Origin of the sequence: Micromonospora coriariae (genome assembly GCF_900091455.1) — a bacterium.
Taxonomy (GTDB): Bacteria; Actinomycetota; Actinomycetes; order Mycobacteriales; family Micromonosporaceae; genus Micromonospora; species Micromonospora coriariae.
The window spans coordinates 5,564,659-5,578,418 of the sequence record NZ_LT607412.1 but is presented as its reverse complement, the minus strand read 5'-3'; the positions used below and the strand labels follow the sequence as shown (position 1 = coordinate 5,578,418).

The following is a 13,760-nucleotide window of genomic DNA, read 5'->3' as shown; positions in this document are numbered from 1 at the left end:
CACCCGGTGGAGCGGCATGATCGCTGGCGAAGCACGGACATGGCGGGTCTCCGCCATCGGGCGTTGGCCCCACCGACATCGGCGCGCCATCTCGGGCCGGTGGATGTTCAGGCCCGTATCCGTGTGGACACGGCGATGACGACCAGGAGCGGCACGATCAGCAGCGCCGGCGCGACCACCGGCAGGTGCAGGGCGACCAGGGCTCCGATCGCCGCGCCGGTGATCAGGGCCAGCAGGACCTGCGCCTTGGGCCGCAGGCTGTCCCACGGGCTGCGCGCTGCCACGCCGGCGATCAGGCTCGTCAGGGTGCCGGTCAGGTAGGTGGAGGACAGGCCCGGTACGCCGAAGCGTTGGATCGCGCTGCTCTGCACGCCCAGCGCCGCTGCCGACAGCAACAGGAGCGCGAGGTCCACGTGGTCGTCGTGGTGCGGAAGGTTGACCTCCCAGACGATGAGGAACACGACGAACACCAGGAGTTCCAGGACGAGCGCCCAGGTGACCCGCCGTGGCCAGACGGGGTCGTCCGGCTGGGCCGAGCCGACGAGGCGCGCGCCCGCGAGGACGCCGACGATGAAGCTGACGATGGCGCACCCGGAGGTCAGGGCGAGCTCGGCGTCACCTCTACCGGCCGAGAGTCCGAGCAGGACCATGTTGCCGGTCATGACGCTGGAGAAGGCTCCGCCCAGGGAGAGGAAGCCGATGGCGTCGGCACTGCCGGTGAGGAAGGTGAGCACGACGACGAGGGCGTGCCGTCGCCGCAGGAGGCGCTGCTTTGCCGGCGCGGTGGTGGAGGGGCGGGTGACGTGGGGCGCTGTGCTCGACACTGTCGGCTATCCTCCAAAGATTGTTCTTCGTATACACTTTGCCCGGATGATTCACGGAGAGGCGATCCAGGTGGCTGAAGATCTGCGGGACAAGCTCGGCACTCAACACCTGCCGCTACGCGACCAGGTCCTCGCCGCCCTGCGGACCGCCATCATCGACGGCGACTACCTGCCCGGCGAGCGGCTGACCGAGGACCGGCTGGCCGAGGACTTCGGCGTCTCGCGCAACCCGGTCCGCGAGGCGCTGCGCGTCGCGGAGGCGGAGGGCTTCGTCGTGATCCTCCCCCGCCGCGGTGCGGTCGTCGCCTCCCCGAGCAGCGGCACCATCTCGGACATGTTCGTCGTCCGCGAGCGCCTGGAGGCACTGGCCGCCCGGCTGGCGGCCGAGCGGGCGACCACGGCGGACGTGGCAGCCCTGCGCGTGCTGCTGGAGCGGGGCCGGGACGCGACGGAGCGGCAGGACCTGCGCCGGGTCGCCGACCTGAACAGCGCCCTGCACCTGCGGATCCTCCAGATCAGCGGCAACCCCTGGCTGTCGTCGATCGCCAAGGCGCTGTACCTCCATGTCCAGTGGGTCTTCCGGCTGGGGGCCGCCGAACGCGCGCCGCACTCGTGGGCCGAGCACATCCAGTTGGTCGACGCCATCGAGTCAGGTGACGGCGACCGCGCCGAGCGGGCCGCCCTCGCCCACCTCGACGCGGCGTCCGCGGCCGCCTACGAGAACGCCGAGGGCGGCTACGGCACCGGCACCCGCTAACGACCGCACGCGTAGCCCTGCATGCCCCGCGGGTTCGCCCCGGCGGCGAGCACGCCCGTGGCCGGGTCGCGGGTCACCGCGCAGAGCCGACCGAGGCTCCACGCGTCGGAGAGCCGCACCTCGTGCCCGTACGCCCGCAGCGCGGCCAGCACGTCCTCGTCGATGCGGTCCTCCACCACCAGGACACCGGGCTCCATCGCGCGCGGGTAGAACGACCCCGGCAGGCTGACGGTGTGCCACGCGGGCGCGTCGATGGCCTGCTGAAGGGATTGACCGCCGGCGAGGTGGCGCAGCAGGAACGGCAACTGCCACTGGTCCTGCTGATCGCCGCCGGGTGTGCCACACGCCAGCACCGGCTCCCCGTCACGGTGCACCATCGTCGGGCTCAACGTGGTACGCGGTCGCCGGCCCGGAGCGAGCGACGACGCGAGACCCTCCTCCAGCCAGAACATCTGCAGCCGGCTGCCCAGCGGGAAGCCGAGCTCCGGAATGGTGGGCGAACTCTGCAACCAGCCACCACTCGGGGTAGCGGAGATCATGTTGCCCCAGCGGTCGACCACGTCCACGTGGCAGGTGTCGCCACGGGTCACCCCGTCCGCCTGCACCGTCGGCTCCCCCGTCGTCGGGTCCGTCGGGTCGGCCCGGCGGACGGCACCGGGTCGGACGTGGGCCGGGAGGTGCGGTTCCGCCCCGTCGGGCCGCCCCGGTCGCAGCTCCGCCGACGCCCGGGTGCCGATCAGGGCCGCCCGCTCGCGCGCGTACTCCCGGGAGAGCAGCGCCTTGGCCGGCACGTCGGCGCCGTCGCCGTACCAGGCCTCGCGGTCGGCGAAGGCGAGCTTGAGCGCCTCGACCTGGGCGTGGATGCCGGCCGCGGTCGACGGGTCGTACGCGTCGGGGTCGTCGAGCGCGTCGAGGACGGAGAGCGTCTCCAGCAGCACCGGGCCCTGACCCCAGAAGCCGGTCTTCGACACCGAGTAGCCGTGCCAGTCGAGGGTGGCCGGTTTCTCCCAGGTCGCCGAGAAGGCGGCCAGGTCGGCGCCGGTGACGAGCCCGGCGTGCGGGCTCCCGCTGGAGTCCTGGAACGGCTCCCTGCTGAACCGGTCGATCGCCTCGGCGACGAAACCCGTACTCCAGGCCCGTCGTGCGGCCTCGATCTGTGCCTCCCGGTCGGCGCCGGCCGCCTGCCCGGCCTGAACCAGTTTCTGCAGGGTGCGCGCGTAGGCCGGGTTGGCGAACAACTCCCCCGCCGCGGGGGGCCGGCCGTCGCGCAGCCAGAGCTGGGCGGAGGTGGGCCAGTGCTCCTCGAACAGCGACCGGACGGTGGCCACGGTGTCCCCGACCCGACCCAGCAGTGGGTGGCCCGCCCCGGCGTAGCCGATCGCCGGCTCCAGCACCTCGTCGAGGGAGAGCGTGCCGTTGTCGCGCAGCAGCAGGAGCCAGGCGTCCACGGCGCCGGGCACGGCCGCCGCGAGCGGGCCGGATCCGGGGATGAGGTCCATCCCGAGGTTCCGGAAGTGCGCGATGGTGGCGCCGGCCGGCGCCGGCCCCTGCCCGCACAGGACCTTCGGGGTCGGGTCCTGGGCGGTCGCCACGATGGCCGGCACCTCGCCGCCCGGCCCGTTGAGGTGTGGTTCGACGACGTGCAGGACGAACCCGGCGGTGACCGCGGCGTCGAAGGCGTTGCCACCGCGTTCGAGGATCCCCATGGCCGCCTGGCTGGCGAGCCAGTGCGTCGAGGACACCATGCCGAAGGTTCCCTGCAACGTCGGTCTGGTGGTGAACGTCATGACAACACCTCACTCGTTTCTGCGGTCCGGACGTCGGGGCCGGTGCCGTCCGGCTTGACCAGGTGGCACGCGGCCATGCCGTCGCCGATTCCCACCTGCGCCGGTACCTCCGTCGCGCACCGGTCGAACGCGAGCGGGCACCGGGTGCGAAAGCGGCAACCGGACGGCGGATCCAGCGCGGACGGAAGGTCGTCGCCGAGCAGCACCGGCTGACGCTGCCGCTGCCGGACCGGGTCCGCCACCGGCGCGGCCGACAGCAGCGCCTGCGTGTAGGGGTGGGCGGGCCGAGCGAAGATCCGCTCGCGCGAACCCTTCTCGACGAGCTGGCCCAGGTACATGACGGCGATGTCGTCGGCCAGGTACTCGACGGCGGACAGGTCGTGGGTGATGAAGAGGCAGGCGAACCCGATGTCGCGTTGCAGGTCGGCGAGGAGGTTGAGCACCGACGCCTGCACGGACACGTCGAGTGCGCTCGTCGGTTCGTCCGCGATGAGCAACCGGGGCTCGGAGATCAGGGCCCGCGCGATGCTGACCCGCTGGCGCTGCCCGCCGGAGAGCTCATGGGGATAGCGGCGGGCCACCTCGGCACGCAGACCCACCCGCTCGAGTTCGCTGGCGACCCGTGCCTCCCGGTCACGCCGCGGGATCCGCTTCCCGGACAGTCGCAACGGCTCGGCCACGACCTCGCCCACCAGCATGCGCGGGTCCAGCGAGGCGGCGGGGTCCTGGAAGACGATCGACACCGCACTGCGGTGCGGGCGTAGCTGTCGCCGAGACAGGTGCGTGACGTCCGTTCCGGCGATCCGGACCACACCCGCTGTCGGTTCCACGAGCCGCACCACGCAGCGGCCCACAGTCGACTTTCCGGAGCCGCTCTCCCCCACCAGGGCCGTGACCCGGCCCCTCGCAATGGTGAGGGACACTCCGTCCACGGCCCGTACCGGGCCGAAGTGCATCACCAGGTCCTCGATCACCAGGGCGTCCGGCTGGGCCGTCATCGGTGCGCCTCCTCGGGGTGCGATCGGGGCGATGGGCACGGGTGCCAGCATGCCGCGAGGTGGTCGGTGCCGCCGGCTCCCACCACCTCCAGGGGCGGCTTGGATTCGCGACACCGCGCGTCTGCTGCGGGGCACCGGTCCGCGAAGGTGCACGCGTCCGGCTGGACCGACAGGACCGGCACCAGACCGGGGATCTCCTGCAACCGGTCGGTGCCCGCGTGTCTGCCCGGCGTCGGTGACGCCGACAGGAGCCCGGCGGTGTACCGGTGGTAGGGGTGCGCGAACAGGTCCGTGACCGGTGCGCGCTCCACCACCCGCCCCGCGTACATGACGACGACGCGGTCCGCGATGTCGGCGATCACGCCGAGGTCGTGCGTGATGACCAGGATGCTCGTGCCGAGCCGGTCGCGCAGGTCCCGCAGCACCTGCAGGATGCCGGCCTGGACCGTGACGTCCAGCGCGGTGGTCGGTTCGTCGGCCACCAGCACCTTGGGGCCGCAGGCCACCGCCATCGCGATCATCACGCGTTGGCGCATGCCTCCCGAGAGCTGATGCGGATAGTTGTCGACGCGTTTCGCGGCGGACGGGATCCCGACGAGCGTCAACAGTTCGACGGCACGGGCCCGGGCGGCTCGCCGGGACATCCGTTCGTGGATCTGGAGCACCTCGCCGATCTGCCGCCCGACGGTGAGCACCGGATTGAGCGACGTCATGGGCTCCTGGAAGATGTAGGCGATCTCCTTGCCGCGTACGCGGCGAAGCGCCGCCTCACGGGTGCCGACGAGTTCGGTGCCGTTCAGTCGCACCGATCCGGAGATCCGGGCGCTGCCGGGGAGCAGGCCCGCGATGCTCATCGCGGTGACGCTCTTTCCGCATCCCGACTCGCCCACCATCCCGACGATCTCTCCGGGTGCGAGATCGAGGCTGACCCCGTCGACCGCCGAGACGGTCCCGGTCTCGGTGGGGAACGAGACCGAGAGGTCGCGTACCGCCAGGACGGGTGTGGCGACCGCGGCGGCGGGTCCCGCCCGTTCGGCTGTGGTCATCCCCGGTCTCCCTTCGGGTCGAGGGCGTCCCGGAGGGCGTCGCCGAAGACGTTGAACGCGAGCGCAAGCCCCATGATCACGACGCCGGGAAGAACCGCCGCCCACGGGGCTCGGGCGGCGAACTGTTGGGCGGTGGCCAGCATGGTGCCCAGGCTGGGGTTCGGGGGTTGGATGCCGAGGCCGAGGAACGAGAGCACCGCCTCGCCGAGGATCGCGGCCGGAATCGCGACCGTCGCCTGCACCAGGATCACCGATGTCGCGTTCGGCAGGATGTGCCGGGCGAGCACCCACAGGTCGCTCGCGCCGTCCACGACGGCGGCGGCGACGAAGTCCAGCGACTTGAGCCGCAGCGTGTCCGAGCGCACCACCCGGATCACGCCGGGGATCTGGGCGATGCCGATGGCCACGGCGGCGTTGCCGAGGCTGGCGCCCCGGATGGCCGCCAACCCGACCGCCATGATCAGGAACGGGAACGCGAGCAGCAGGTCGGTGAAGCGTGAGATGACGGCGTCCCAGGCCCGGAAGTAACCGGCGGCGAGCCCGAGCGGAACACCGATGACCAGGGAGGTGGCCACCGCCAGGAGCCCCACCTGGAGCGACGCCCGCGCCCCGAGCATGATCCGGGACAGCACGTCCCGCCCGAGGTCGTCGGTGCCGAGCAGGTGGCCGGGGCTGCCGGGGGGTGCGAACGTGCGGGCAAAATCGGTCTGGTCGACGGAGTACGGCGCGATCCAGGGCGAGAGCAGCGCGATGACGGCTGCCAGCGCGAGCACGACGAAACTCACGACGGCGAGCGGGTTGCGTCGCAACCGCCGCAGGACGCGGGTACGCCGGCTGATGCTGACCGAACCGGTCTCCGCCATGGGAACGGTGAGGACGGTCATGCCGGATCTCCCGTCACCCTGATGCGTGGATCGATGACCGAGTAGAGCAGGTCGACGAAGAAGTTGATCACGATGTACGCCGTCGCGGTGAGCAGGACGACGGCCTGGATCACCGGGTAGTCCCGCTGGAACACCGCGTCGATGGTCATCTTGCCGAAGCCCGGCAGCCCGAAGATCTGTTCGGTAACGACGGCACCCGAGATCAGGCCCCCGAGCTGGAGGCCCACGACGGTCACCACCACGATCAGGCTGTTCCGCAGGGCGTGCTGGGTGATGACGGCGCGCGGCCGCAGGCCCTTCGCCTTCGCCGTTCGTACGTAGTCCGAGGAGAGCGAGTCCAGCACCGCCGACCGGGTCTGCCGCATGATGATGGCGGCGAGGCCGGTCCCGAGGATCACCGCCGGCAGGACGATGTGGTGCAGGTTGTCCACCGGATCCTCCAGGATCGGCACGAAGCCGGAGGCGGGAAACAACCCGGTCGCCACGGACAGGTACAGGATCGCGAGCAGCCCGAGCCAGAAGTGCGGCACCGACAGGCCGATCAGGGCCATGCCGTTGGCCACCCACTCCGCCGGGCGCCCGCGGCGGACCGCCGCGAGCACCCCGGCGCCGACGCCGAGCGCCGTGGCGAGCAGGATCGCCAGGACGGAGAGTTCAACGGTCACCGGCAGGGCGGTCGTGAGCATCGACGAGACCGGCGTACCGGTGCGGATCGACACCCCGAAGTCGCCCTGCACCATGCGTTCCACGTACTGCGCGAACTGCAGTGGCAGCGGCTGGTCGAGCCCGTAGTGCCGACGGATGGCTTCGAGGGCCTCCGGCGAGCGGTCCTCGCCGGCCAGCGCGAGGGCCGGATCACCGGGGAGCGCCCGTACGCCGAAGAACACCACGATCGTCGACAACAGCAGGGTCAGCGCGGACTGCCAGGCTCGGGTGAGGAGATATCGGGCCACGGCGACCTACTTGGTGAAACCGGCGAAGGCCGCGCGGATCACGCCGTCCGGGAAGACCTGCAGGCCCTGGATCTGCTTGCTGACGGCGGTGAGGTTCCGCTGCCGGTAGAGGTAGATCAGGGCGTCGTCCTGCTGGAGCAGCGTGACAGCCTGCCCGTACAGCTTCTTGCGCTCCTCGATGTCGCCGGCCTGGCGGGCCTGGGTCAGCAGGGTGTCGAGTTGGGGGTTGCTGTAGCCGGAGACGTTCTGGCTCGCGCGGGTGCCGACGAAGTTCGTGATGTTGGCGTCCGGGTCGATCCGCCCGCTCCAGCCGAGCTGCAGCAGCTCGAAGTTGCCGCGGTCCTGCTCGTCCAGGAGGGAGGAGTACTCCACCGGGTTGATCTTCAGGTCGAATCCGCCGTCCTTGAGCATGGACTGCAGTGCCTGCGCGAGGCGCAGCGTGTCGGGCGTATTCGACGCGAGCATCGTGATCGTGTACGGCATCTGCACGCCCGCCTCGGTGAGGAGCTGCTTGGCCTTGGCGGGGTCGTGCGCCGGGCAGGTCTGCGCCTCGGGAGACGAGAACGGGCTGGCCGGAGAGATGGGTGAGCAGGCAGCGGTGTGGATGCCGTTGAAGACCGCGTCGACCAGCGCCTTCCGGTCGATGGCGTGCTCGAAGGCCTGCCGGACCTTGGCGTTCTGCGCAAGGGGGCGGTTGATCGGCTTGGGCGCGGTGCCGATCCCGTCGACGTTGCCGATGTTGATCGTGAGGCCCTGGTAGCCGAGGGACTGCGACTGCAGGACGGAGATCGAGGCCTCCTGCCGCAGGGAGGCGACATCCTGTGTGGAGATGCTGTCGGCGACCTGGGCGTCACCGGCGCGCAGGTTGGCCGCGCGGATGCTGGCGTCGCTGAGGATGCGCCACGAGATGCCGTCCAGGTGGACCTTGTCGGTTTCGTAGTAGTTCGGGTCCTTCACGACCTCGATGGAGTTCTGCGGCACCCGCTTGGCGAACTTGAAGGGGCCGACGCAGACCGGCGCCGAGGCGAAGTCGTCGCCGAGGCTCTGCAACGCCTTCGCACTCATGATCATGCCGGCGCGGTCGGCGAGGGCGCCGAGCAGGGGTGCGAACGGCTGCTTCAGCCGCAGGACGACTGTCTGCGCGTCGGGGGTGTCGACGCCGTCGATGGGACCGAGTTCGCTCTTGCGCGCCGACCGGGCGTGGGTCAGGTGACGCTGGATGGTGGCCTTCACCGCGGCGGAGTCGAACGGTGTCCCGTCCGCGAAGCGGGCGCCCTGGCGCAGCGGGATGGTGACCGTCCTGCCGTCGCTGCTCGTGGTGGGCAGGGCGGTCGCGAGCTGCGGTACGACCTGCGCCTGTTCGTTCACGTCGTAGAGCTTCTGGCACATCGCCTGGAAGACGTAGCGGGAGTAGAGGCTGCGCGACAGTGTCGGGTCCAGCGCGTCGGGTTCTGCCGAGAGGGCGATGACCAGCTTGCCGCCCTGCTTCACGGCAGCGGGGTCTGCCGGCGTACCGAAGGAATCCTGGCCTGCCGACTGGTTGTCGCCGGACTGGTTGTCATCCCCGCCGTTCGACACCGGTGAGCAGGCAACGACCGCGCAGGCAACAGCGACCGCCGCCACTGCGGCCCGGAGTGAACGGCGCCGGGGCAGGCTCGTTTCGCTGAGGGAGAGGTTCGTCATGGGGAGCTCCTCGAGTGGACGATTCGGGGAGCGTATGTTGTATACGATGACCCACGCAAGACCTCCGTGGATGCCTCTCGCCGCGGTTCACGCCCGTCGGGGTTGGCCAGACAGGGCGGCCCGCAGCGCCGGCCCGAAGACGCGCCGGACGTCGGCCGGGGACAGCACACCGATCGAGCGGATCGGGTTGAGGTACCGCGTGAAGATCAGCCCACCCAGCACGCCTACCGCAGCGGTGGCGCGCAGCGTCGCATCGGGCCCGCCGAGAAATTCAGCGATGCGGAGGCGCAGCTCACCGTCCAGGTAGTCACGCAGGGCGCGCATCGTGTCGTCGTCCTGCACCGCCATCCGGTTCCCGGCGGGCGCGGTGGCATCCCACAGGCCGGTGACCGAGTCGAGCAGGCGGTCGGCCAGCCCGGCCCGGTCACCCCGCAGAGCCTGGTCGAGAGCGGCGGGATCGACGCACAGCAGGGTCAGTGACTGACTGAAGAGACCCTGCTTGGAGCCGAAGTGGTAGCTGATCAGCGCCGAGTCGACGCCCGCCGCGGCGGCGATCGCCCGGACGGTCGTACCCGGATATCCGTGCTTCAGGAACAGCTCGCGGGCGACCTCGGCGATGCGGGCCTTGGTATCGGGGTTGCCGCGGGGCCGACCCCGGGTTTTATTCAACACGGTTGAATAATGCTCCTGCGCGGTGGGACGGTCAACGCCATCAACCCGCAACGAGGAGCGAGCACATGCGCACTGTCGTCTTCGGCGCCACCGGTCCCACCGGCCGCCACATCACCGAGCAGGCCCTGACCGCGGGCCACGAGGTCGTCGCGGTCACCCGCCGCCCACACACCGTGCAACCCCGCCCCGGTCTCACCGTGGTCGGCGCCGACGTCGCGGACCCGCACGCCGTGCACCGGGCCGTCGGCGGCAGCGACGCGGTCCTGTCCAGCCTGGGTGTCCCGCTCACCTCGAAGCCGATCACCGTGTACTCGCGGGGCAACGCCAACATCCTGGCCGCGATGCACCGGCACGGTGTGAAGCGCCTTGTCACGGTCAGCTCCAGCGTCATGGATCCAACCTGGCGACCGACCGGCGAGTTCTTCTTCAACAACGTGCTGGATCCGCTCTTCAACCGCAGGGTGGGCCGCACCGCGCACGACGACATGCGCCGCATGGAGTCCCTCGTACGCGACAGCGACCTGGACTGGACCATCGCCCGGCCTTCCGGGCTGTTCGACCACCCGGCCGTCACGCGCTACCAGGTGGCCGAGAACGTCGCGGACGGCCTGTTCACGGCACGGGCCGATCTGGCGGCGAGCATGGTGGCGCAGTTGACCGACGCCCGGTTCGTCCGCCGGGCGATGGCGGTGATCACCACCGAGGTCAGGCCGAGTATCGCGGGTCTGATCTGGCGCGAGGCCGTGCTGAAGAAGAAGTGACGCGCCGCGGCCCGCATCGGACGCGGCGGGCCGAGCAGTGTTCGCCGGCGCCGCGATCGCGGTGGGAAGCGGCCCGGGCGCCGCTTCCCACCGTGTAGGCCCTAGTTGCCGGCCGAGTTGTACGCCTGAGCCGTCACCTTGACCTGACGGGCGAGACCGGACCGCGCGGGCTGGTTGACCACCCCCACCTGCCAGGTGCCGGGGTCGGCCTGGACGTGCAGCGGCTCGCAGCCCTTGCGGGCTCCGTAGTGGGCGCCGTTCACGTCGAGGTCGTAGTCGTAGGTCTGCCAGACTGTGCTGTGCCAGGCCGGGTGCGACATCCACAGCAGCAGGCCGGTGGCGTCCTGCCACAGGTTGGCGTTCCACGCCTCGAACATCGCGCGGTGGCTCTCGTAGTTGACGAACTGTGCCCGGGCGGCGAACTCGCCGAGCGAGCCGGACTCGCCGAGCCGCGCGTCGATCGCGGCCTGGTAGGTGCCGACGCGCTGGTTACCGATGGTGGACCAGTCGTGGTAGTTCCACACCTCGCCGATCGGCCACTGCGGCGCGTCGCCGACGAGGTTGCGAACCCGTGGCTGCCCTCGGCCAGTACGCGCACGCCGGGTGGGTTCGGTGCACCCGCTGTTCAGCAGCCCGGCGAGCGCCTGAGCGACCTGCGGTGACGCGGTGGACAGGAACTCCCGCTGCGCTACTCCCGTAGCCATTCGGAGGACGAGCCCGGTCGCCATCGCTTGACGATTCCGGCTGACATTCCCAGGCGCTGACCCCTTCCGATCGTCGTCCAGTAACGGGATGTGGTGGGCTCTGCCCGTTTGGTGGTCGCGACCGCTGCAGGTGCGCGGCATTATGGACTGCGTGAATGTGTCGCCGACCGCCGATCCGGTTGACGTGTTCGTCAGCTATGCGGGCCCTGACCGTCCATGGGCGGAGTGGGTGGCTCATCAACTGCTCACCGCCGGGTACTCGGTCGAGTTGGATGTCTGGAATTGGTCAGTCGGCAGCAACGCCGTATTGAACATGGACGGTGCGCTCAACCGGGCCAGGCGGGTGGTGGCCTTATACTCAGCGGCCTACTTCGAGCGGAACCGGTTCTCCCTCGATGAGTGGACTGCGGTGTTGGCGGAACGCCCGGATGCGCATGGCCGACGCAGGTTGGTGCCGGTACGGGTGGAGGCCGTCAATCCGCCGACGATCCTGGCGCCGCTGGTGTACGGGGACTTGTTCGGGCTGGATGAGCAGCATGCCCTCGAGGTGTTGCTGAAAGCAGTCGAGGGTGTGGCGGGGAAACCATCGACTTCACCGCACTTTCCCGGAAGACGGGCGTTCTCCGGTGGGGACGGCCCCCGGAGGCCCGGCACGTACCCGGCGGTCTGGAACGTCCCCCATCGGCATCCCGCGTTCACCGGACGCGAAGCCGCGTTGGCCTCACTGCGGGAGCGACTGACATCCGGCGACCGTGCCGTTGTGCAGGCACTGCACGGGTGGGGCGGTGTGGGCAAGACGCAGGTGGCCATCGAGTACGCGCACCTGTTCGGGGGCGCCTACGAACTGGTGTGGTGGATCGATGCGGAGCGCCCTGACCTGATTGGCGAACAGATTTCCGCCCTGGCGGTCGCGGCGGGCTGGGTCGACCCGGAGACGATCGTGACGACTGCCCTGACAACCACGATGCAGCGGCTACGGGCGGTGTCCAGGTGGCTGATGATCTTCGACAACGCCGAGTCCGCTGAGCACCTCGCGTCATGGCTGCCGCCGCAGAACGGTCACGTCATCATCACGTCGCGAAGCAGCACATTTGCCGACGTCGCCATTCCTGTCGAACTCGATGTGTTCACCCGGAGTGAGTCGATTACCCTCCTCAGGCAATATCTGCCACTGCTGGGCGATCGGGAGGCCGACCGGTTGGCGCACGCACTGGGAGATCTCCCTCTGGGGTTGGCGCAGGCCGGCGGCCTGATTGTCGAGACCAAGATGACTGTTCCTGAATATCTGGCCGAACTCGACGTGCGTGCCGCGATGGTGTTGGCGGAGAGCAAACCGGCGTCATATACCGCGCCACTTGCCGCCGCGGTCCAGCTTTCGACGAGCCAACTCAGGACAGAAGACCCGGCCGCTTTTCAGCTGCTGAACCTCTGCGCCTACCTGGCCCCGGAGCCCATCCCGCTGGACTGGTTCACCGCCGCGGGCGCCGACGCGCTCGACGAACCCCTTGCCACAGTGGTCACCGCGCGGTTGGCGTTTCGCCTCAGCCTTCGGCGGCTGGCACGCGTCGGTTTGGCCCGCCTCACCGATGATGGCATGCAGTTGCACCGGTTGACCCAGGCCGTCCTGCGCGACCAAGGCACCCCGCAAGAGTGCGAGATGGCCCGCCAGCGCGTCGAGGGCCTCATCGCAAGCGTCGAACCCGACAACGACGGCAGCGACCCAGCCTCCTGGCCTGCGTGGGCAACGCTGCTACCCCACCTCCTGACCCTCGACCCGGCCACCGCCGGCCGTCGCGTCTGGACGGTGGCCTGCAACGCCCTGTATTACCTGGTCATGCGCGGCGAGTACCAGACCGCGCTCTCGCTCGCGGAAGCATGGCACCGGCACTGGTTGGCAGCCGCCGGCCCGGATGATCGTCACGTCCTGTGGGCCGCCAACCAGGTCGCCACCGCGCACCATCGCCTTGGACACCACGAGCAGGCCCGCCGACTCAACGAGGACACGCTCAGCCGTCACAGCCGCGCCCTGGGTGACGATCACTCCAACACCCTGACCTCGGCCAACAATCTGGCCGTCAACCTGGCGGCTCTCGGCGATCACGAACGGGCCCGACAACTCAACGAGGACACCCTGAACCGCCGACGCCGCGCGCTGGGCGACGATCACCCCGACACCCTGCGCTCAGCCAACAACCTCGCGATCAACCTGGCCGCTTCCGGCGATCACGAGCGGGCCCGACAACTCAACGAGGACACCCTGAACCGCCGACGCCGCGTCCTGGGCGACGATCACCCCGACACGCTCAGCGCGGCCAACAACCTGGCCGTCAACCTGACCGCACTCGGTGAGGACGAGCAGGCCCGTCAGTTGGACGAGGACACCCTGAACCGCCGACGCCGCGTCCTGGGCGACGATCACCCCGACACCCTCAGCGCGGCCAACAACCTGGCCTATGACCTGACCGTTCTGGGGCATCACGAACAGGCTCGCCAGCTGAACGAGGACACCCTGAACCGTCGTCGGCGCGTGCTCGGCACGAATCACCCCGACACCCTGAAGTCGGCCGCCGGCCTTGCCATCAATCTGGCCGCTCTTGGCGACGACGAGCGGTCCCGCCAGTTGACAGACCAGATTTCGACCCAGCGTCGCCGGGTTCCGGAAGGTGACGCCCTGGAGTCGCCCTGACGCCA

General features: G+C 70.0%; 12 protein-coding genes. 3 read left to right on the top strand and 9 right to left on the bottom strand.

Translation table 11 applies throughout. The features are described from left to right. Positions 1–107: 107 nt before the first annotated feature. Positions 108–824: a YoaK family protein gene (locus tag GA0070607_RS25855; protein WP_089020503.1), complete on the bottom strand. Its 717-nt coding sequence runs from the start codon at positions 822–824 to the stop codon at positions 108–110. Between the two features lie 46 nt (positions 825–870). Here GA0070607_RS25855 and GA0070607_RS32555 point away from each other — a divergent pair, with 46 nt between their 5' ends. Next, on the top strand, positions 871–1,581 hold the full coding sequence (locus tag GA0070607_RS32555) for a GntR family transcriptional regulator (protein WP_172899107.1): 711 nt from the start codon (positions 871–873) through the stop codon (positions 1,579–1,581). Here the strand turns inward: GA0070607_RS32555 and GA0070607_RS25840 are convergent. The 7 genes from GA0070607_RS25840 to GA0070607_RS33885 all read right to left on the bottom strand — a co-directional run bounded on the left by GA0070607_RS25840 (position 1,578) and on the right by GA0070607_RS33885 (position 9,604). Then, positions 1,578–3,368, bottom strand: coding sequence for a gamma-glutamyltransferase family protein (locus GA0070607_RS25840; RefSeq protein WP_089020502.1), 1,791 nt, complete (start codon positions 3,366–3,368; stop codon positions 1,578–1,580). The genes GA0070607_RS32555 and GA0070607_RS25840 overlap by 4 nt on opposite strands. Continuing rightward, the gene (locus GA0070607_RS25835) at positions 3,365–4,366 is read right to left on the bottom strand and encodes an ABC transporter ATP-binding protein (RefSeq protein ID WP_089020501.1); all 1,002 of its coding nucleotides are present in this window, start codon (positions 4,364–4,366) and stop codon (positions 3,365–3,367) included. Before GA0070607_RS25835 ends, GA0070607_RS25840 begins: the two co-directional genes overlap by 4 nt. After that, positions 4,363–5,412, bottom strand: a complete 1,050-nt coding sequence (locus GA0070607_RS25830) for an ABC transporter ATP-binding protein (RefSeq protein WP_089020500.1) — start codon at positions 5,410–5,412, stop codon at positions 4,363–4,365. The genes GA0070607_RS25835 and GA0070607_RS25830 overlap by 4 nt, the downstream gene beginning before the upstream one ends. After that, positions 5,409–6,296, bottom strand: coding sequence for an ABC transporter permease (locus GA0070607_RS25825; RefSeq protein ID WP_089020499.1), 888 nt, complete (start codon positions 6,294–6,296; stop codon positions 5,409–5,411). Before GA0070607_RS25825 ends, GA0070607_RS25830 begins: the two co-directional genes overlap by 4 nt. Further along, positions 6,293–7,249 carry an ABC transporter permease gene (locus GA0070607_RS25820; RefSeq protein ID WP_089020498.1) on the bottom strand — a complete coding sequence of 319 codons (957 nt, stop codon included), beginning with the start codon at positions 7,247–7,249 and terminating at the stop codon, positions 6,293–6,295. Before GA0070607_RS25820 ends, GA0070607_RS25825 begins: the two co-directional genes overlap by 4 nt. Before the next feature lie 6 nt (positions 7,250–7,255). Further along, positions 7,256–8,932, bottom strand: a complete 1,677-nt coding sequence (locus GA0070607_RS25815; RefSeq protein ID WP_089020497.1) for an ABC transporter substrate-binding protein — start codon at positions 8,930–8,932, stop codon at positions 7,256–7,258. Positions 8,933–9,019: 87 nt separating this feature from the next. Next, entirely contained in the window at positions 9,020–9,604 is a 585-nt protein-coding gene (locus GA0070607_RS33885) for a TetR/AcrR family transcriptional regulator (RefSeq protein WP_089020496.1), read from the bottom strand. A gap of 65 nt (positions 9,605–9,669) precedes the next feature. On the opposite strand from GA0070607_RS33885, the gene GA0070607_RS25805 reads away from it, so the two are divergent. Further along, a complete protein-coding gene (locus GA0070607_RS25805) occupies positions 9,670–10,365 on the top strand; it encodes an NAD(P)-dependent oxidoreductase (protein ID WP_089020495.1) in 696 nt (231 codons plus the stop codon). Positions 10,366–10,466: 101 nt separating this feature from the next. Here the strand turns inward: GA0070607_RS25805 and GA0070607_RS25800 are convergent, their stop codons facing one another. Next, positions 10,467–11,069 (bottom strand): hypothetical protein, encoded by a 603-nt coding sequence (locus GA0070607_RS25800; protein ID WP_197701169.1) that lies wholly within the window; start codon positions 11,067–11,069, stop codon positions 10,467–10,469. Between the two features lie 151 nt (positions 11,070–11,220). Here GA0070607_RS25800 and fxsT point away from each other — a divergent pair, with 151 nt between their 5' ends. Further along, the gene (gene fxsT, locus GA0070607_RS25795) at positions 11,221–13,755 is read left to right on the top strand and encodes an FxSxx-COOH system tetratricopeptide repeat protein (RefSeq protein WP_172899106.1); all 2,535 of its coding nucleotides are present in this window, start codon (positions 11,221–11,223) and stop codon (positions 13,753–13,755) included. Positions 13,756–13,760: the final 5 nt, after the last annotated feature.